Here is a 21,334-nt window from a genome sequence, read left to right as displayed (position 1 = left end):
AATAATTTCTTTATTCGAGGTAGGTGAGGTCTTTGCTGGTAGAGATAACAAAAGATTCTCTTATGAATGCCATACAATATGTGATAAAGGCAGTAGCAGCAAATAGTTCGATACCAATTCTTCAAGGAATACATATTCAAGCAGGTGCAGATGGCGTTACTTTTACGGCAAGTAATACAAGTTTGACGATACAGTCTATGATTGCTCATGATGATGTTTCTCTGACTGTAAAAAGAGCAGGGGCTATCGTTATACCATCGCGTTATTTTCACGATATTATTCGTAAATTTAATGATGACCAAATTATACTTGAAATTAAAGAGCCAATGATTCTTTCGATTGTATCCGGTCATTCTCAATTACGTTTATGCGGCATGGACCCTACAGAATTCCCTTCCATTGATGATGGAGAGGCGTTCCCTTCTACTAAACTACGCATTAATACTTCCTTACTTCGTTCGACTATTAAACAGCTAGCGATCGTAGCTTCAACGTCCGATACCAGCCCCATACTAACAGGAGTTTCGTTGGAATTCCGTAATGATTGTCTAAACGTAATTGCTACAGACGGAGTGCGGCTTGCATACCGAACCTTAAATTTAGAAAATGCTGCCAACAACAGTGTGAACGTTATTATTCCAGCGAAAAATCTCTATGAATTGTCGAAAATGTTAAACAAAACAGATGAAACGACTGAAATTGAAGTGATTAACCATCGAGTTAATTTCACGACAAATGGACTGAAAGTGGAGTCGGCTCTTATTGAAGGAACATTCCCATCCATGATGAATGTAATTCCTCAATCGTATGTGTGTGAAATCTCAGTTGATAAAGCATGTTTGTTGAAAGCGGTTGAATGTGTAACTGTAATGGCTAGTGCACATGTGATCAAACTAGTAGCTAATGCAGACACATTAAAACTATTGTCCAAAACAGCCGATGTTGGAGATATTCAGAATGAAATTCCAATATTAGAGATGCGTGGGGAAGAATTTATGATATCACTTAATGGGAAGTTCTTTTTCGATATACTTCGAAACATGGATTGCGCGAGTGTACGAATAAGATTCGCAGGGAAAACCAGTCCTATCGTTGTACTTCCAGATAATACGCTTATGTCTAGTTTGTTCTTGATCACTCCAGTGATGAGCCGGTGAACCGTATCATATATAAGAGCAAGCTTTCACCTGACTTTTTCGTGCAGAAATTGCAAGGTATTCATTAATTATTTCCCATAAAATCACCTTGAAGGGAGGGAGTACGATGGATTGGTTGGATAGGATGAATGGCGCCATGGAATATATCGAAACAAATCTAGCGGACACTATTTCATTTGATGAGATAGCACAGCGAGCCTTTTGCTCTACCTATCATTTTCAAAGAATGTTTCCATTTATTACTGGCGTATCGTTATCGGAGTACATTCGACGTCGACGGTTGACATTGGCGGCATTTGAATTGCAGACAACAAGCACAAAGGTTATTGATGTAGCTATGAAATTTGGATATGAATCGCCAGAGGCGTTTGCACGGGCCTTTAAGAATCTTCATGGTATTATGCCTACATCTGCTCGCGATACAGGCGTTTCGCTAAAAGCCTATCCTCGAATGTCCTTTCATATTTCAATAAAAGGGGATGTCGAAATGAATTACCGTATTGAGCAAAGAGATTCTTTTGAGATGTTTGGAGTATATGGAATTATAAATGCAGACCAGAAAACAGCGTTCGCTGAAGTACCTCAATTCCGTATAAAATGTGATGAGGATGGCAGCGTTGATCATATGAATGACTTACTGGGACGTTTTGGTGATACCATGCTACATGCCGCCCTTTATGATCACACGAAAGAATCTTTCAAATACATGATCTGTTATCATGTATCTAAGGGGCTTGAAATTCCGGAGAGATTCACAAAACTTGCTGTCCCACCATTAACGTGGGCGGTTTTCCCAGAGCCGCAGTGTGATATGCAAAAATTATGGCAACGAATCTATTCTGAGTGGTTTCCTACATCTGAATACGAACAGGTTGAGGGCCCTACTTTCGAAATGTATTATGGAATGGCACGACATGGGAATGTTTCAGGTGAGATCTGGATACCTGTGAAGAAAAAATAACGTTTTTATATGAGCGAAATGCAGGCGTTAACGAAGAAGACAACTGAAAAATTAAGATTATAATATAGGTCATCCCCACAAAGGATGGCCTTATAACTTGCCGTTACAGACCGCGACTAGAACCTTATCACCAATAGTTATAGGGGAGATTGTCCGATTAATTTATCTTGAGGGGGTTTAGCATGAATATTAAAATACGAGAAATTATATCCGATGATTATGCTGAAGTTGTTTTTTTATGGAATGATGTACTTGAAATTCGTAATGTTAATGATGCAAACTTCCGAGTGACTATGGAAGAGATGAATAAGGCCGGGAATTACAAAACATTTGTCGCACTAATAGATAATGAAGTCGTCGGTTTTGTAACAATTGTACAGTCATTATCTGTAGGCGTTCCAATGGGGTATCTACATATTCAAGCTCTTGCTGTTAAAAGGGAGCTGCAAAACAGAGGAATAGGTACAAAACTACTAAGACAGACTGAAAATTATGCTAAAGAACGGGGAATATCAAGTATTATTTTATGTAGTGGAATGAAACGAACCAACGCCCATGCTTTTTATGAACATAACGGCTATGACAGAGATTCATATTGCTTTGATAAGGTGATCGACTTAACCCATTAATTGCTCTAAAAAGACCAACACACTCTGTGAACTTAAGAGTGGAAGTTGGTTTTTTTCATTGCCATATATAATTGTATTAAACGGGTGTACCGCCAAAATAATTAAAGAGCTTAAATCGTAAGTTATATAGGATCATTCAAAGTCGCTAATCTAAAATAGCGGCTTTTTTGCTTTTCTGTTTTGAGTGGGGGGGCTGGACCTCCTGTTCGCAAGGAGGATGGGACGGAGTACTCATACAACTCATTGATTATATTTCGTATTAGTACCAATACTACATAATCAAGGGGGATTGTGAAAATGAAGTTGCAACCCAAATTTTCCAAACAAATCGTTCGCAATATTGATCTAATTTGTGACTTCATGGGAAACAGTTCTGATTTTGTGGTTCGTGAGATCACAATTGGAAGGAATCACGCCGCTCTGTTTTATTTGGACGGCATGGTTGATATGCAGAAGGTACAAGACAATGTGATTCGTCCATTGCATGAATTCGCCTTTTCAGATAGGGATGAGATGTCTTTACCATTTTTAAAAAATAGCATTCTGGATGTCGGCGAAGCAAGTTTGGTTCAGAGCTTTGAAGATGCGTTGGATCAAATCCTTTCAGGCGGAGCTCTACTGTTACTGGACGGTATGGATGAAGGATTAGTTATTTCCTTGCCAGGATGGGAAGAACGCAGCATTACCGAATCGAAGGTGCAGCCTGTTATCAGAGGTCCGCAAGAATCGTTTACGGAAACGTTACGCACAAATACAACAATGGTTCGCCGCAGGGTCAAAGATACAAGAGTGCGACTAACAAACGTCAAAGTTGGTGAAAAAACCAAGACGGACATATCGGTCATGTATATGGATGGGATCGCTGATCAGGACATGGTTCTGAACTTGATATCCAGATTAAAAAGCATGAGCGTAGATCGTGTGCTTGAAGGCGAATATCTCGAAGAATCCCTCACAGAGAAGAAACAGTTTACTATTTTTCCGATTTTCTATAATTCGGATCGTCCAGATTCTATTGCAGCAGGAGTCATGGAGGGCAAAATTGCAATATTCGTAGATGGAACCCCCTTCGTTATTCTTGCCCCTGCGGTGTTTGTTGATTTCATTCAATCTGCCGAGGATTATTATCAATCTTATATTTACAGCAGTATTATTCGAATATTAAGATACATCTCCCTGGCAATATGTATGTTGGCTCCAGCCATATATGTTGCGTTAACAACGTTCCATCAGGATATGATTCCCACGGTACTGTTATTAAGTTTATCCGCGCAGCGTGAAGGAGTACCTTTTCCGGCATTTGTAGAGGCAATCATCATGGAAGTGATTTTTGAAATTCTGAGAGAGGCAGGCCTTCGAATGCCAAGAACGGTCGGTCAGGCAGTGTCTATTGTCGGTTCCATCGTTATTGGCCAAGCTGCCGTAGAAGCAAACATTGTTTCACCTGTTATGGTCATTGTCGTTGCCATTACAGCTATTTCAAGCTTTGTTATACCCTCTTATACCATGGCCATTCCAATCCGGATATTGCGATTTGTGTTTATCGGGTTAGCCGCTATCTATGGAGTATATGGTTTGACTGTTGGCATGCTCATACTTTTTGTACATCTGAATAGCCTTCATTCATTTGGTGTGCCGTATATGAGTCCTTTTGCGAATTACAATTCGTCAAAGCAAAGTGATGCCGTACTGCGTTTTCCATTCAGGAATAAAACAAAGCAGCACACAAAACAAAAGGAGTAGGCCCCATGAACTCGTACCGATCCAGAATTTTAAAACCGCTTGTTTACATCTTGCTAATGGTCGTTGTTACGGGTTGTTGGAACAGTAAGGAGCTGAACGAAATTTCCGTCGTGATAGCTCTGGGTATTGATACAGTGGATGATCAATATGAGATCAGTCTGCAAGTTGTTGACCCTTCTCAAATGTCTCGTAATCGGGCTATGGAACGGTCGCCAACAATCGTTTTTTCCAGCCGCGCTGATACCCTATTTGAAGCCATTCGCAAACTGACAACCGAATCATCTCGGAAAATGTACATGTCACACTTAAAGTTTGTAATCTTTGACGAGAACACGGCAAGAAAAGGCATTAAGAAGCCATTGGATTTTCTGTTCCGGGATCATGAAGTTCGGCCTGATTTCCATTTGGCTATTGTCAGGGGAAGTTCGGCGAAGGATGCCGTTTCTTTTGTAGCTCCAACCGAGGTTTTACCTGCAATGGATATGTATAAAGCTTTGAAAGTATCTGAGAAAACATGGGCACCCACCTCCGCGGTCGATGTCAAAGATCTTCTTCAACGTTTAACAAAAGACGGCATCGAGCCTGTTCTTACAGGCATTCGATTGAACAATCTGAATAAAGGTCTTACCATCGATAACGTGAAAAAATCACCTCAACATGTGAATTATTTATTTACCGGAATTGGTGTTTTTCAGGGTGACCGTTTGACTGGCTGGATAGAAGAATCCAAGAGCAAGGCTTTTACCTACATATCCAACCGCGTTTCCAGTACAGTTGCTTCCGTTAGCTGTCCGAATTCCGAAGGGAAGTTTGCTTTTGAAGTCATTCATAACAACGTAAAAATCATTCCAAAAATAAAAGACAATGAGCCACACATTACTCTTGAAGTGGATACAGAAGCCAACATCGGAGAGGTCACGTGTAATGCTGACCTGAAGGATGAAAAGACGTTTAATGCGTTTCAAGATGCAGGCAGAGAAGAACAGGAGAAAATTTTGAAAGAAGGCATTCAAAATGCGCAGCAGATCGGTTCCGATATATTCGGGTTCGGAGAGGCTTTTCATCGAAAGTACCCATATGAGTGGCATAAATGGAAAGCGGACTGGACAAGAAAATTTCAAAATCTCCAGGTAGATATTAATCTCCGTTATCGTTTGAACCGTGTCGGAAAAATCACCAATTCCGTCGATTCCTATCAGAACAATTAGGAGTGGATGTATATGTTATATGTAATACTTGTGGGATCATTTGTCGCAATGATTATTGAATTTCGAGCATTGAAGGAGAAGCACTACATACGTGAAATCGTATGTGGCATGGTATTCTTTGCTGTTGGAGTTACACTTAACGTTCTGAGAATAGCGCATATTGAACTGCCGAGTCCACTGGTAGGAATTCGGATTCTATTCCAACCATTAAGCGAGTTCATTGCAACAATATTATCATAGAAGGGGACTTTGGAGTGAATACCAAGCTGACTGTTCGCCAGGCCATTACATGGTTTGCTCTATATCAAATAGGAAGTGCATACTTAGTGCTGCCAGCGGCTATTACCTCTGTTGCTAAACAGGATGCTTGGCTTTCTATTCCCATTTCCTTGGCCGTTCATCTGATGTTGATACCGTTGTATACCTCTATCGCCAGGCACATGAAAGGGAGAACTTTTGTGGAGTATCTACGTTGTCTCTTCGGCCCTCTGGGCGGTACGATTGCCACAGTTTTCATTTTTTCCTTTCCCTTTCTTGAGTGTATCATGACACTTCGAAATCTAGGCGACTTTGTGACGACATCTATAATGCCCGAAACACCTTATGATGCCATATATTTCATTATGCTTATAGCCGTATATCTCGCTGTCCGGTCGGGTCCAGTCGTTATTGGCCGGTCTGCAGAAGTTTTGTTCTTTTTCTTTTTAGTCCTATATCTATTGGTCAGAATCACTCTTCTTCCTGAGGTCGAGATAAATAATCTTTTTCCTATTTTGGAAAACGGTTTGAAACCTGTCGTTCTCGCATCGATCAATTTATTCGCTTTTCCTTATGCAGAAGCGATCCTCTATCTTTTTTTTGCACATCACTTCTCGGATCCGAAACAATGGAGAAAGTCAGTCATTGTGAGTGCTTTAATTAGCGGCACTATGTATTTTTTTATGATGTTGCAGATCATCACAGTCATCAGCGCTGGTGTAATAGCGGATTTGACGTTTCCTACATTTTTTATTGACCGAACCATAAATATAGGCGAGTTTCTTCAGCGATTCGAAATCATCCTGGCAATCGTCTGGTTCATTACTATTTTTTTCCGCCTTGCACTGCTTCTGTATATTTCCGCCCAAGGGCTTGCGGATGCTTTTCGCCTACGTAATGCTAACGTTCTGTTGATTCCTCTGATATTGATCATATTAGCCATGGCCAATTTCATATGGCCTAACATGTCATTCATAATCGAGTTAAATCAAGTGTGGCCTTATTATGCCATGATTTTCGGCATTATGTTTCCTGCTGTGCTTTGGTTGACTAGCAAGATTAGAGGATATTCAGAATCGATTAAGGAGTACTAATTCTTGTCCTCTGCTGAAGACAAGAACTTGTTTCGCGCTGGTGGAAGACTACAACTGCTCACAAAGAACATAATAGCCGACAGTATAGCTAAATCACATCAGCATCTATAGAATTTCATTTGTGGATCATATTTCTCCGATACTGATAGGGCGTAACTCCGTATTCCACTTTGAACAACTGGATAAAATATTGATTTTTTCGGTAACCAACCATCTGGGCTATATCGGCTACACGGAGTTCCGAATCTTGAAGCAATTGAGAAGCCTTCTCCAACCTCTTCCTGGAAATGTAGTTTGACACATTTTCTCCTGTCTCCTGTTTAAACAGTTTGGAAAAGTAGACGGGATGGAGGTGTGCAACTTTCCCCAGTTCGTCCAGGCTAAGGCCATGTGACAGATGGTCTTCGATATACGTTTGTACTTTGTCAACGATGGTTTGAATGGACATCTGTTTGTTGTTTCTGATCCGACTGACTCGACCCATGAGAGTTGAGGATAGTTCATCAGGATAGCGTAACTGGTTGAATATCCACTCCACGGTTTCAGAGGGATCGCGATCCTTATCCGTCAGATATACATATAGAATGGTCTCCATAAGAAAGATTACTTTTTGCTTTTGGAGACGGATTTGATCATATTTTTTAATGATATTTCCCGCCGACTCCCAATCACCGCATGATGGAGAATGGTTGAATATGCCAATGAAGTCTTCCGGGCATACTTCCTCATTATGGAAGAACCTGTAGAACATCTGTCGGGTCACATTTCGATCAGCCAACAAAAATGGAGGAGACACGACCGATTGCTCCAGTTTGATAGTCAGTTCTCCAGCAGCTTCTTCCGGAATAAAAGCAAACAGTCGTGTTCCCGCATTCCAAACGAGACGATCCAATTTGTCTCCGACAGCATGTTTTATAACATCCTCATGTTCCTGTGTAAAACCCTCGAGCTTGAAGCAGCACATACGACGACGCCCTAAAAATTCAGTATAAGCATCATATTGCTTCCTTAATGTCTCGTTATGACCAAGAAGCGAAAGCAAATACCCCAATCCATTGAAGTTCTCCCATGCGACAGATTGAGTGGGCCGTATCTTTGCAATATTATTGATGGCTTTGGACATGGCTTTCTCCACATCATCTTTGTCGACAGGTTTGAGCAAGTAGTCGAGCGCACCTAAACGGATTCCTTGTTGTGCATATTCGAACTCGGAGTAGCCGGAAAGGATGATCACTTTGGTTGGCAAGTTATGTTGGTGGATATGTTGAAGCAAATCAATACCAGACACCTCAGGCATTCGGATGTCAGTGATCAGAATATCGATGTGGTTTTGAGTCAACATGTCTCGGGCTTCAATCGAATTGGTCATCGTCTCGATCTGATCAATGCCAAAGGTGTTCCAATCGAGCAAGTGCTTCATATACTCCACGACATAATGTCCGTCATCCACAATTAATAATCGCATTAGTTATCTCCTTTCACCACGGGAATGCTAATGAGCAGCAGGACGGACAAGCCGCCCCAATCATTAGTAGTAAAATGTAACCCGCTAAGTTCACCGTACGTATTTTTCAGACGTTGATTTACATTCCAGAGCCCTACGCCTTTAATTCCTTCAGGCGGGGTATCACTCTCAAGCCGACCCTCCAGGCTACGGATATCATCGAGTGAAAGACCTTTGCCGTCATCGGAGACCTTGATCGCTATTCCAGCCTCCGTCTGTTTTACATCAATTTTCACCCGATGGGCACCTTGTTGTCCTTCAATTCCATGTTGAATCGCATTTTCAACCACTGGCTGGATGATCAGCGGCATGAGGGGAAGGCAGGACAGTTCTGGCGGCAGATCAATGCTGTACTCCATTTTTTTGCTAAGAGCCATAATAATCAGGAAATGTTCCGCAAACTGAAGCTCGCTTTCCAGCGTGACTTCATGCCGGTCCAACTTCGTTAAATAACGATAATATTCAGCTAGATGTTTGCTCATGCGCATGACAGAATCAGGTGAAAATTGAGCCACCGACATGATGAAAAACAAACTATTGTACAAAAAATGAGGATTGATCTGAGCCTGGAGTTGTTGAAGTTCCGCACTTCGTCTGAGTTCCGTTTCAGTCTTCAAGGATACGAACAGATCCTGGATCTCGGTAACCATATGATTAAAACTTCTGAACAGGCTGTAAAACTCTCTATCCGTATTTTCGGTAATACGTGTATTATGATTGCCTTGTTCGACCTGTGAAAACTTCCGCTCCAACAAACGAATATTACGGTAATAGTTCCGGTAAAACGTAAAGATCACAACCAGACCAAGCGTGAAAACGGCTAAGATGCTGGCAAAAAAAACTTTACGGTTGCGGTCAATCGGTTGCAGAAAATCATTCGTCTGTGTATATGTAATCAGGTAGGCGTCGATTGATTCAATGTATCGGGAAAGAACATAGTAATCGTCCGACTTGGTGTGATAATCATATTTCAAAGTGATCTCCGGCTGTGGAGAAATCATATTAGTAACCGCTTTCAATAGATCGTTGTCGACTTCTTTCTCACTCCATAGCTGATGGGAATTAAACCAAAAAAAAGCGTTTGAGCTGTCGTTGTTCACAGCCTTTTTCAGCAGATTTTTCAAATAATCGGTATTCAGCTTTACACCAACGACGTACTGAGTCGGTTCATTTTGTCCGGATTTTTGGATGTAAGGGTAGAGGGCAAAGTAATACAAGCTATTGCCGACGATTTGCCATCCCCGCCCATGAACATCCTTGAACGGAAGTCTCTCCTCCGGCGCACTGTTAGTGGACAGAAACGTTTCTTCAGACTTCCAGTAAATGCCGATCGATTCAATCGATCGACTGGAGAGGAGCGTTTGCCGCAAGCGCTCAACGATATCGTTTTTCTTCATTTGGGAATCGTAATTGCTCAGCTCGATAACATGCCTCTGATAAAATCGGACATCACTGTCAGCTGCATATTGAACTCCGTACATGTTAGCCTCGTATATAATCCCGTCCAGAATGCCTTTCACATAATCAAGCTGGTTTTTGGAAGCGCCAATCAGATTTTCTTCAAGTGTCTTGGAGCTCAATCGGTTCATCACGAAAAACAAACTTAACGTCAGCAACAGAAAAAAAACAAAGAAATAGATGAATCGTTTCATATACATTTTTCTGATCATATGTGGTTCCTTTCATATCGCCAAACGTAGAAGTTCAAACTCCAGATCGGATTAACCTAAATATAAGCCAAACCTTCGAAAAGCGGAAGGGCAGCAACGACGATAAATGAAAGCGGTTTAAAATGATTCAGGATGGGGTGATGATCTTGAAATTTTGGCATTTTGGAGTGAAAGCGCTTTTGTTAAGCTTATCTTCAAGGATCGCTTTCGAAAAGCCATCATAGAGGAGGTATGCAACATTAACGAGATTGTGCCCGCCAGATCCGCAAAAAAAACAAAAACAAAGCTTTCCCAGCGGACTTCATTCAAAAAGGAAATCAAGAAAAGCTGGCCTTTGTACGTACTGTGTATTCCCGCATTTGTGTTTGTCTGTATCTTTTCTTATGGCCCGATGGTAGGTTTGCTCATGGCATTTCAGGACTACAAACCATGGCTGGGCATTACAGGTTCACGGTGGATCGGGTTAGATAATTTCGAACGAATTTTCCAGTACAAAGAAGCCACACAAGCGATCGTGAATACGTTAATTATCGCCGTTTCTAAAATTATCGTTGGTATTATCGTTCCAATCGTCATGGCTATCCTGCTGAGCGAGATTCGAAATATGGGCATTAAGAAAAGTGTACAGACACTGGTGTATCTGCCGCATTTCTTGTCCTGGGTTACTGTGGCAGGGTTGATGATCGACATTCTCGGATTAGACGGAGGAATCAATCACATCTTGACACGTATTTTCGGGAACGATCCCATTTACTTCTTGGGTGATCCTGATCTGTTTCGATTCACGGTTGTAATCAGCGACGTGTGGAAGAGCTTTGGCTTCGGCATGATTGTTTATCTGGCTACCATTGCCGGGATCAATCCTTCTTATTACGAAGCAGCTGAGATCGATGGCGCTACACGCCGGCAGCAAATTCGATACGTCACTTTGCCTAGCATGTTGCCCATGATTATCGTCATTTCTACGCTGAGTCTGGGCAATATTCTGGACGCGGGCTTTGATCAGGTTTTCAATCTGTACAATCCGCTTGTCTACAGTACGGGAGATATCATTGACACCTATGTCTACCGTTCATCCTTGTTAAACGGGCAATACGGGTTCGGGACCGCTGTCGGACTGTTCAAATCGGGAATCAGCTTGATTTTGATCGTTGTCTCCTACAGGCTGGCCTATAAATATGCCAATTACAAAATATTCTAACAAGGAGGGAGAGGGATCATGTACCATAAGACGACAGGTTATAGAGTATTCTCATATTTTAATTACGCGTTCATGATACTGGCTGGTCTGGCGTGTTTTCTGCCACTGCTTCATCTATTGGCACAATCGCTCAGCAGCAAAGCGGCCATTAGTGGGAATATGGTGTCATTTTGGCCGGTCGGATTCAACGTGGATGCCTATGTAAAAACGTTCAACAATTCCAATTTCAATGGTGCCATGCTGACATCCATTACTCGAACCGTGTTGGGTACAACCATCAGTATGTTTATCCTTACTTGTGCAGGATATGCTTTGTCCAAGGAATTCCGGGGACGCAACGTGCTCATGTGGTTTTTTATCTTTACCATGCTCTTCTCGGGGGGCTTGATACCTTCTTACATATTGATCACAGCCCTTGGATTAAAGGATACCATATGGGCTCTTGTTCTACCGGGCGCTTTCGGTGCTTATAATTTGATTCTTCTCGTCAATTTTTTCAAAACGATTCCCAAAGCCCTGGAAGAAGCAGCTTTCATTGATGGAGCGTCCTTTTTCGTAATTCTCAGCAAAATATATTTACCATTATCTCTGCCTGGCATCGCGACCGTATCCTTGTTCATTATGGTAGGGCACTGGAACTCCTGGTTTGACGGGATTTTGTATATGTCGGATGCAAGTAAGTATCCGTTGGCTTCGTTCTTACAGACGGTCGTTGTGCAGAGCAATATGCAGAATATGGCGATGAGCCAGTCTGAGGTGGCAGCCATGTCCGAACAGAGCATTAAGGCAGCACAAATTTTTGTCAGCACGCTCCCGATTATTTTGGTTTATCCTTTTTTGCAGCGTTATTTCGTGAAGGGAATCGTACTGGGAGCCGTCAAAGAATAGTTAGGATGACGATAAATTGGATTACTATAAGTTCATCTAAACATTTACACGATAACAGCGTTCGGAAGGTTGTTCTGTCATCGGAGTGCCAGTGTAAATATGCAATTAGTTGAACTTATATAGAAAACAAATTGAGTATGAGTGAAGGGGGCATGTTTCCATGAAGAAAAGAACTGATTTATGGAAAATGGTAAGTATGGTTATGCTGTCGGCTATTCTTGTGGCTGGCTGTAGCAAAGGGGAGAGTGCTTCCGAGACCGCACCGGCATCGGTGCTTAAGGACGGTAAATATGATCCGCCATTTACGATCACCATCGCCAAACAACAGGATGAGAATGCTGGAAAGTATATCAATGGTGAGACGTTGAATGACAATGTGTTGACCCGTTGGGGCGAACAAAACCTGGGTATCAAAATCCAAACCACCCTGCTGGGAGGTGATGCTTCACAATATAATACCAAGCTGAGGCTGGCGTTGACGGGTTCCGAGAAGCTGCCAGACGTTCTGCCTGTCTATGACACCATGCTGGTCAATGATCTGATTGAGTCGGGGCAAGTCAAGGAGATTACAGAAGACATCTCAACCTACATGCCTGACCGGATAAAAGAAATATACAAACAATACCCGACCACTTTCAATCCAGTGGTTAGGGAGGGCAAGGTCTACGGGATGGCGATTGCGCCGAATCTGACGGAAGGCGAAGTTATGTTAATCCGCCAGGACTGGTTGGACAGATTAAATTTGGAAGCGCCAACAACGATTGATGAGTTTGAGCAAGTCATCGCGGCGTTCACCGATGAGGACCCGGATGGGAACGGCAAGAAAGACACATACGGCTTTACTTTTTCGGGCAAAGATTCCTACAATACGGGCTGGGTCAGCGATCCGGTCATGATATTCAGCGCATACACAGGCAAACATCTTCCAAGGCAATGGCATAACGATAACGGCAAACTCACCTATGGATCTGTGGCTGCTGGCAACAAAGAGGCTCTTGCCAAGTTACGCGACTGGTATGCAAAAGGGTACTTGAACAAAGAATTGGCCACCCAAGGGGCTTGGGACGCACTGTCCGATTTTACGGAGGGGAAAGCTGGCATCATCATTGGTCGTCCTTGGCTTTACGACAGTGTGAAGGACGTAGAGAAAAATGTGGATGGCGCAAAAATAAGTGCTTATCCGACCATTCAAGGTGTGAACGGTGATAAGACCTATCAGTCCGCCCAATTGAACGATGGTGTGTTCATGTTTAACAAGGACTTTCAAAACATGGAAGCCTTCTTCCTATACTACGATAAAATGTACGACGCAGCGTTCAGCACGGGAGATTTCAAATACGGCTACGCTCAGGGATACGATTACGATATCGTCAACGACGAAGTCACTTTTGATCCAACGAAATTCAATAAGCCATTAGAAGCCGTGCAAGGCGTTGGGAAAATGGCATTTACCAAAAATACACCGAGTGTTGATGGTCCCGGCCAATCGTACTACGATCTGGCGAATGGAGTTAAAGCCGACACGGGCGTCCTCATTCAAAGCGCTTCAAAAGATCAAACGACACAGGATGGATATCGGATTTCGTATGAAAACAGAGATGTTTTACTGCCAAATGAGTTTAACGGTCCACCAACGCCAACGATGCAAAACGTGTGGGAACAGTTGACCACCATGGAACAAGAGACGTTCACCAAAATCATATATGGCAATGAGCCGCTTGAAGCATTCGATACCTTTGTGAAACAGTGGCACGAAAAAGGCGGAGACACCGTGATCGAAGAAGTTAACGAATGGTACAACCAAGCCAGCGAGACGGATGTAATGACACTGATGAATTTGAAATAAAGTCAGTTTACCCTGGATCAGCCTTCCGGCAACAGGAAGGTTGGTCTTCTAAAAAAGGAGATGATGAGACATGATCAAAGGTAAATCGTGGATGGCTATCGTCATTGCATTGATGTTGTTAACCGTTCATTTAACGTCCTCAGCTCAAACCGTTCATGCTGCTGGTGAGAAGACCAAGATCGCCGCAACACTGTTTGTCCTGAAGAATGAATCTGAAGTATCCAATGCCAAAATCCATTGGGCGCCTGTCCAGGGAGCGACTGTATACGAGTTGTATAGATCCGAGAACAATGCGCCTTATACGTTATTACAAACCCTAACTGGTACAACGACGGATGATTATGACCTCAACATAGGTAACACATACAAGTATCAAGTGAAGGCGTACGATGGAACTTCCTTGTTAACCTCTGCTATCTCGCCAGAATACACCCCTTACAGTCTTCCAGAAAACCTCACAACTTTTGATAACACAGCACAATCCACTCTCATGCTCCCGAATGAACTTAAAGTGGGGGATACCTATTACAGATTTAATTTTGTACAAAAACCAACTGGTGGTTTTGGCGAAATGATTCAACAGACATCAACAGATGATATCACCTATGGTGACGACAAAGTGGTTCTTTCCTACACAGATCATCCCGATCTGGCGAATTCCAAATTTGAAGGGATTAACATCCTGTACCATGCGCCTACGAACAAATTTGTTTTTTGGGCTCACTATGAAAACAGTACAGACTACACGCTTGCGAGAGTATCGGTGGCTTCGGCCACGCCTGGAGAAGACTTTACATTTCACAAAAGCTTTCGGCCGGAAGGGAACCAATCCCGGGATATCTCCATTTTCAAAGATGATGATGATTCGGCGTATCTGATCTCTACGGCCAATAATAATTCGGACACCATCTTATATAAGTTAACCTCCGATTGGTTGGATGTAGATCATCAAGTTTCAGTTATTTATCAAAATCAACATAGGGAACTGCCCAAAATGATCAAAAAGGATGGCATTTATTATTTGTTCTCTTCCCAAGCGGCTGGCTGGTATCCGAGTATACCTTTGTATTCTTCAGCAAATAGCATAGACGGAGATTGGTCCGAATTACGGACGATTGGCAACACGTCAACCTTCTCGGCGCAGTCGGGTTCCGTCATGAGGGTGAAGCCATATACGGGTAATAACGTGGTTATGGTTGCATATCGCTGGATGTTCGGTTGGGCAGGTACGCAAAATGGAACAACGGAGGAAAGACTGCTTCCCGTGTGGTTCTCCGATGGTTACGCATTTTATGATTATTTTGATCAAGTGCTGTACAACACAAGCGATGATGTTGTCGTTCCCGTTCAGAACGGAAAACTTCTGTCGCAAGGCAAACCTGCAACAGCCCAAACGGCTACTGGAACAAACCCGGCAAGTTATGCTAATGATGGTAGCTATCAAACTGAATGGGTCGGCACAGGCAGTTCTTGGCCACATTGGTGGAAGGTCGATCTCGGCTCTGTTCAACAGTTGAATAATGTGCAAATCTCCTGGTGGATGCAAAAAGGCTCCGAAGGTTATTACAAATATAAAATTGAGACCAGTACGGATAATGTAAACTGGACCGTGGCATTGGATCGAACCAACAATAGATCTTACGGTTTTACCTCAGACAATCTATCGAGCACTGCTGCCAGATATGTACGAATTAATATGCAAAATGCGGCACTTCATAACAATCCAAACAATTGGTACACGCCAAGACTTTGGGAAGTGAAGGTATTTGGATCGGACACCAATTAACGATGTTCTTAAAAGAAGAGAGGTAACGGTGTGAATAATCAACTAACTAATGGTGGCATCTGGAATGATTCAAGTGGTAATCTGATCCATGCCCATGGTGGACATATGTTATTCCATGACGACTATTATTACTGGTATGGCGAAGATCGGAGAGACGATATATATGTGAGTTGTTACCGTTCCAAAGATCTATTCAACTGGGAGTTTCGGAACCATATCTTGACCACCTCTACGCCAGCTGCACCCATTCGAGTTCGGACAAATCTGGCATTAGTGAACGATAAAGGTGGAAAGGTGAATCTCGAACGGCCTAAAGTGCTGTTCAACGCGGTGACCAAGAAGTTCGTACTCTGGGTTCACTATGAGAATGGTGAGAATTATAACGATGCTGCATGCGCCATCGCTACCTCGGATTATCCAGACAGCCATTTTGTTTATCATGGTAGCTTCAATCCGTACGGGTATATGTCGCGTGACTGCACACTCTTTCAGGATGATGACGGGACGGCATATTTTATTTCGGCTGCCAGAGACAATGCGGACCTGCACATCTATCGTCTGCAGGAAGATTACCTTAATGTGGAAAGTCTTGTCGGAAAGCCGTGGCAGGGGGAATATAGGGAGGCGCCAACTGTCTTCAAACGGAAAGGGAAGTATTATATGGTGACCTCATTTTGCACGGGTTGGGCTCCCAATCAAGGGAAATACGCGATGGCTAATACGATGGATGGTCCATGGGGAATACTCAGTGATTTTGGCGATGAAACGACGTTTCGAACGCAACCAGCATTTGTGCTGAAGCGATCAGAAGAGGACTACCTATACTTTTCAGATCGCTGGAACGGATCCGATTATTTTCAGTCCAGCTATGAGGTCCTGCCCATTGAATTCAATGGGGACATTCCGATTCTAGATGAGTATTCCACGTTATCTTTGCGAGAGGATGCACATCTGATTCATTTTGAACGATAATTTGAAAGATAAACCGACTGATGAGAAAAGACTTTGATCCTACAGAGAATGCAGGTTCAAAGTCTTTTTGGATGAATTTTATAATTTCAAATCTAACGAATAGCGATCGCGAAGTACTGATAAATGGTGGAGCTCATGCCCAGCAATAACAAATGCAATCGATCGAGCTGAAGCAGGATTATCACTGACGATCCCTCTACAGAGCCATGCTTCCGGGGTGAGGCGACGGAGCATAAGAATGGTTGAGCGACGTGTGACAGCATATTCTTCATTCAAATCAGCTACGGTATACGCATTGAAGGGATGGCTCTGCATAAGCACGTCCTGATCGTAGCCGGGATGATTCGCTTGGTCACCTCTGGCGATGCGAAGCAATCGGCTGCTCATGATGCGTTCGTTATCCAAAAGGTGACCGATGACCTCCTTCACGCTCCATTTGCCTTCGGCGTAACGATAATTTGCTTGCTCCTCTGTCAATGAAGAGAGCAAAGCTGGTACGATATTGGATTGCAGCTTTAAGCGTTCGATGATGTTCCCTTCAGGAACAAGCTGGATGTACCCTGCATAATAAGCTGCATATTCCTCTGTAGTTGGTCTTTCAACCATGGTAATGCCTCCTTTGGGATTCGTAGATCTGGAATATATTGTAGCATATATCCTACAGCATGAAATTAGCCCCTCCACATTATGAGCGGAAGGGCCGTTTCATGTAATTTAGGCAGATTTTCAAGGTTACGTGTTATTCTACTTCTAATCCGTACGTCGTATCCTCTTATTTTGAACAAACTTCTCCAAAACCGCAAAATCCTCCGTCACTTTTTGGAACGGCAATGTTTCCAGCACCTGTTCCCGATAACTCTTTTTTGCTGCTGTGCTGAGACGGGAGTCAAGTATGCTGAGTATGCCAAGGTCCGTTTCACTACGAATCAAGCGTCCCGTTCCTTGCCGTAACCGAAGGAGCATGTCCGGTACAAACACCTCCATGAACGGATTCTCCGTTACAGATGCCTTATATTCATAAACAGGATCCGATGGAACAGGGAAGGGCAGACGGAAAATAATGACCTGTGACAGGTCAGACCCCTCGATATTCACGCCTTCCCAGAATACACCGGTACCCAGGAGTACACCTTTGCTTTTCCTGAATTCGGCGATGACACTGTCCTGGGAAGATCCTTCTTTTTGAATATGGACTGCCCATGTGTATTCATTAGCCTTTGAGATCAACTTTTTGTGAATGTACTTCATGTCCTCTTTTGCTGAAAAAAGGACGATTGTTCTTCCCTGAGTTAGATTACAGAGTTGAACCATTTCGTTGTACGCTGCTTCAAGATAGTTTTCGCGCTGATCGTGGTGGTAATAGGGTACTTTGTTAGAAATATACATCATGGCATGGTTGGTGTAGTCAAAAGGGGAGGGTTGGCGCTCTAAGAAATCTCCCTTATAACCAAGGGAGTGCGTCATATAAGAATATTGTTCCTCCAGCGTATCCCCGCCTTGGCACAGCGTTGCTGATGTTAGGATTACAGGTACCTTGCCATTAAATAAAGCGTATTTCAGAAATTGGCTTATATCTTTGGGACAGATACTGATCGTGGCTACTCCCAGGGGACTGCTTGCCCATAAAAGATAGTTGTTCTCAATCTCAGATAAGACATGAATGAGGGTAATAAGCCCGTTGGTGGCTTCAAAAGCGTCATCTATTTCCCGCTCGTGACGGGAAGTCAAAATGGAAAGGCGCAGACTGAGATCTTTTAAATCATTCGCGACTTTGTTCAACGGTACTCCTTTGATCTTCGACACTTTGATTCGGTCGTTATCCTGCTTGGCATGGTCGAGCAAATCCGCGTTTACCTGTTTGAAGATGCGCTCAGCGCAGTTTTTGATGAACTTGGATTGTGAGAAGAGACTTTTATCTCCGGACTGCTTCGTTAGAAGCTGCACCGTGGTATCCAGAATGCGGCAGATTCCGCGATAAGTGAACTCAAGTGTTCTGGCATCTCGAACTTTTGCTTCCAGATTATGCGCTTCATCAATGACGATCAGAGCAGGCTGTTCCGAGATGATGCTTTTGGTTCCTTCTTTTTTCTTCATCAAATCCCGTATCAGCAAGTCCTGGTTAACGATAATAAAATCAATCTCGTGAGCTTTTGCATTTAATTTCGCTCTCATATCGTAAAACAAACATGCATTTTTGTGATGACAACGTTCAAATTTGCAATCATTCACGGAAACGTGGGACCATTCGGCATCACTAATTCCAGCTTTAATATCGGCTCTTTCATCAATTTCATAATCTAATATGCGCTGTGCAAGGGTAGATACGGAGGCGTTTGCATCATTAAGATTGATCCATTCCGCTGCTCTACTTCTGCAGGCATACTGACCCATGCCTTTCCCCACCACGGAGCGAACCGTTGAGAATCCCAACCGGCTACCAATAATCCTTAAATCTTTATGTATCTGTTCCGAGAGCTGAATGGAGGATGTAGCTATAATGACTGGTTTCTGAGACATTTGATTCGTGAGAAGACTTGGGATCAGGTACGCAAAAGACTTACCGATTCCAACCCCAGCTTCAATCATGGCATTATGCCCATGGATATAAGCATCGGCGATATCAAGAGACATTTCTTGCTGTCCAATCCGCTCTCTAAGGCCAATTCGGGGGAACCGGTCATATATTCGGAAGATGGCGTTAACCAAAGAACGTTCGATTTCCTTGTCCGGTTCCTGTTTATTCATTTTGTAGAGTTCATTTAACCAATTCATAACGATCGCCCCTCTTCCGAATGATGATCTTCTTGTACTCACTTTGGAGACGATTTACCTCACAATGCAGTTGTAACGGCATTTTTTAATCTGGATACGCCTTCCTGTAATTGTTCATCTGACAAATGTGCAAAAGACAAATAGATACCATACTTCGTACCAACAGACGTTGAACTGCTGACTTCTGAGTATACCACACCTTGTGACCTAGCCGATTCCCGAAAGGCCTCATAAGTGGACACATTACCTCGCCACCAGCCAAACACGTGTAGACCCGCTTCGTTCTCCACCCAATCAAACCATGTAGAGAGTTGCTTGTTCAAAAGTTTGAGTAACAGATGGAATTTGCGACTGTATAATCGATTCATTCTGCGCAGATGACGCTCATATTGACCACTTGTCATGAATGCAGCTAATGCCCGTTGTTCAATCAGGTTGACGGGTCTTGGCTCGTATAAAGCCTGTGCCTTTCTAAAGGTGTCAGCCAAGGTAGGGGGAAGAACCACATAACCAAGTCGTACTTCTAAAGGCAAGGTTTTTGTAAAGCTGCCCAGATAGATTACGCGTCCTGCTTTATCAAGTGTTTTCAGTGGTTCAACATGCATGCCGCGATATCGGAATTCACTATCATAATCATCCTCAACAATCATGGCATCATTTCGCTGTGCCCAGTCCAGCAAGGTTTGTCTGCGTTCCAGACTGAGCATTTCACCAGTAGGAAATTGTCGTGACGGCGTGACAAACAACATTCGTGCTTCCCAGTCTTGGGGCACAACGCCCTGACCATCGAGATTGGCTTCAATCAACTTTGCACCCGCAGCCAATATGGCTTTAGAAATCCCGACATAACAAGGACTTTCTGTCACTACATAATCCCCAGGATCAGCAAGTAATTGAGTGAGTAGAGCTATAGCTTGCATGGAGCCTGCAGTTACTGCAATATGATCCGGATCGACTTGAATGCCCCGCATCCTCCGAAGATAGGCAGCAATGGCTTCTCTCAATTTTGGATCCCCGGTTGAACTAACCATAGCAGAGGTTGTTTTCAGGTGATGCTCACGCTGCCTTATCTCTGCATACAATCGATTATTCCATTCATCGTAAGGAAACTTGGAGAAGTCAGGTTGATATTTGCTAAAGTCGATCACTTCGTCGCTATTCATTCTGGAATCTTGTGTATGGGCATTGGCAGGTGCATTTCTTTGAGTCGTCTGATGTTCAAACTGCTGAATACGATTTCCCCAGGCGGATAAGTGATGCGTGCAAGCTTTCACGGTGGACGCATTATTGTTCAAATCCAACTGGTAAGCAACAAAGGTTCCTCTTCCATGCTCTGAATGAATGTAACCTTGAGCAGTCAACGTATCATAGACCTGATTCACAGTTCCTCTGGAAATGTGATACGTCGTAGCTAACTCTCGAGTAGAGGGTAACTTCTCGCCATGTATAAGATTACCTTCATGAATTGCATCACGGATGGCATGATAGAGAGCCTTCATCTTCGTATATTTTCGGTTCAAATATGAACTGTAAGCTACATGAAATTGCATAGGACCTCCAGAGTTATCATTGAAGTGGTACAATAAAAACCGAAAATATTGGATCTTTTTATATGACCATTCTCATTCTATACTAAATCATAGAT

Annotated in this window: 17 protein-coding genes; 12 read left to right on the top strand and 5 right to left on the bottom strand. The window is 43.0% G+C overall.

The genetic code is table 11. The features are described 5' to 3' along the window. The first annotated feature begins 32 nt into the window (after positions 1–32). From dnaN to IFU39_RS05200, 7 genes are all read left to right on the top strand, one after another. Positions 33–1,157 carry a DNA polymerase III subunit beta gene (gene dnaN, locus IFU39_RS05230; RefSeq protein ID WP_105598781.1) on the top strand — a complete coding sequence of 375 codons (1,125 nt, stop codon included), beginning with the start codon at positions 33–35 and terminating at the stop codon, positions 1,155–1,157. Between the two features lie 106 nt (positions 1,158–1,263). Beyond that, the gene (locus tag IFU39_RS05225; protein ID WP_192131537.1) at positions 1,264–2,118 is read left to right on the top strand and encodes an AraC family transcriptional regulator; all 855 of its coding nucleotides are present in this window, start codon (positions 1,264–1,266) and stop codon (positions 2,116–2,118) included. A 182-nt stretch (positions 2,119–2,300) separates the two neighbouring features. Beyond that, the gene (locus IFU39_RS05220) at positions 2,301–2,747 is read left to right on the top strand and encodes a GNAT family N-acetyltransferase (RefSeq protein ID WP_091018992.1); all 447 of its coding nucleotides are present in this window, start codon (positions 2,301–2,303) and stop codon (positions 2,745–2,747) included. 297 nt (positions 2,748–3,044) lie between these two features. Continuing rightward, on the top strand, positions 3,045–4,490 hold the full coding sequence (locus IFU39_RS05215) for a spore germination protein (RefSeq protein WP_091018990.1): 1,446 nt from the start codon (positions 3,045–3,047) through the stop codon (positions 4,488–4,490). Between the two features lie 5 nt (positions 4,491–4,495). Beyond that, positions 4,496–5,698: a Ger(x)C family spore germination protein gene (locus IFU39_RS05210; protein ID WP_091018988.1), complete on the top strand. Its 1,203-nt coding sequence runs from the start codon at positions 4,496–4,498 to the stop codon at positions 5,696–5,698. 12 nt (positions 5,699–5,710) lie between these two features. After that, positions 5,711–5,938, top strand: a complete 228-nt coding sequence (locus IFU39_RS05205) for a hypothetical protein (RefSeq protein WP_091018986.1) — start codon at positions 5,711–5,713, stop codon at positions 5,936–5,938. 14 nt (positions 5,939–5,952) lie between these two features. Further along, positions 5,953–7,050: an endospore germination permease gene (locus IFU39_RS05200; protein ID WP_192131535.1), complete on the top strand. Its 1,098-nt coding sequence runs from the start codon at positions 5,953–5,955 to the stop codon at positions 7,048–7,050. A gap of 115 nt (positions 7,051–7,165) precedes the next feature. Here IFU39_RS05200 and IFU39_RS05195 read toward each other — a convergent pair whose 3' ends face one another. Beyond that, entirely contained in the window at positions 7,166–8,515 is a 1,350-nt protein-coding gene (locus IFU39_RS05195) for a response regulator transcription factor (RefSeq protein ID WP_192131533.1), read from the bottom strand. Next, a complete protein-coding gene (locus IFU39_RS05190; RefSeq protein ID WP_244660871.1) occupies positions 8,515–10,206 on the bottom strand; it encodes a sensor histidine kinase in 1,692 nt (563 codons plus the stop codon). The genes IFU39_RS05195 and IFU39_RS05190 overlap by 1 nt, the downstream gene beginning before the upstream one ends. A gap of 268 nt (positions 10,207–10,474) precedes the next feature. Between IFU39_RS05190 and IFU39_RS05185 the strand changes: the two genes are divergently transcribed. The 5 genes from IFU39_RS05185 (at position 10,475) to IFU39_RS05165 (ending at position 16,917) form a co-directional block, all read left to right on the top strand. Then, positions 10,475–11,425 carry an ABC transporter permease gene (locus tag IFU39_RS05185; RefSeq protein ID WP_374955036.1) on the top strand — a complete coding sequence of 317 codons (951 nt, stop codon included), beginning with the start codon at positions 10,475–10,477 and terminating at the stop codon, positions 11,423–11,425. 18 nt (positions 11,426–11,443) lie between these two features. Next, positions 11,444–12,313, top strand: a complete 870-nt coding sequence (locus IFU39_RS05180; protein ID WP_017688372.1) for a carbohydrate ABC transporter permease — start codon at positions 11,444–11,446, stop codon at positions 12,311–12,313. 160 nt (positions 12,314–12,473) lie between these two features. Continuing rightward, positions 12,474–14,159, top strand: coding sequence for a hypothetical protein (locus IFU39_RS05175; RefSeq protein WP_192131529.1), 1,686 nt, complete (start codon positions 12,474–12,476; stop codon positions 14,157–14,159). A 70-nt stretch (positions 14,160–14,229) separates the two neighbouring features. Then, on the top strand, positions 14,230–15,945 hold the full coding sequence (locus IFU39_RS05170) for a galactose-binding domain-containing protein (RefSeq protein WP_105598787.1): 1,716 nt from the start codon (positions 14,230–14,232) through the stop codon (positions 15,943–15,945). A gap of 30 nt (positions 15,946–15,975) precedes the next feature. Next, positions 15,976–16,917, top strand: a complete 942-nt coding sequence (locus tag IFU39_RS05165; protein WP_192131527.1) for a family 43 glycosylhydrolase — start codon at positions 15,976–15,978, stop codon at positions 16,915–16,917. A gap of 78 nt (positions 16,918–16,995) precedes the next feature. On the opposite strand, the gene IFU39_RS05160 is transcribed toward IFU39_RS05165, so the two are convergent. The 3 genes from IFU39_RS05160 to pdxR form a co-directional block, all read right to left on the bottom strand. Then, the gene (locus IFU39_RS05160) at positions 16,996–17,523 is read right to left on the bottom strand and encodes a DinB family protein (RefSeq protein WP_105598789.1); all 528 of its coding nucleotides are present in this window, start codon (positions 17,521–17,523) and stop codon (positions 16,996–16,998) included. Positions 17,524–17,667: 144 nt separating this feature from the next. Beyond that, positions 17,668–19,689: an ATP-dependent DNA helicase gene (locus IFU39_RS05155; protein WP_091018971.1), complete on the bottom strand. Its 2,022-nt coding sequence runs from the start codon at positions 19,687–19,689 to the stop codon at positions 17,668–17,670. A 59-nt stretch (positions 19,690–19,748) separates the two neighbouring features. Beyond that, a complete protein-coding gene (gene pdxR / locus IFU39_RS05150) occupies positions 19,749–21,239 on the bottom strand; it encodes a MocR-like pyridoxine biosynthesis transcription factor PdxR (RefSeq protein WP_105598790.1) in 1,491 nt (496 codons plus the stop codon). Between the last annotated feature and the right edge of the window lie 95 nt (positions 21,240–21,334).

Origin of the sequence: Paenibacillus sp. CFBP 13594 (assembly GCF_014842675.1) — a bacterium.
GTDB classification, from domain to species: domain Bacteria; phylum Bacillota; class Bacilli; order Paenibacillales; family Paenibacillaceae; genus Paenibacillus; species Paenibacillus amylolyticus_B.
This window is presented reverse-complemented; position numbering and strand designations above follow the sequence as displayed.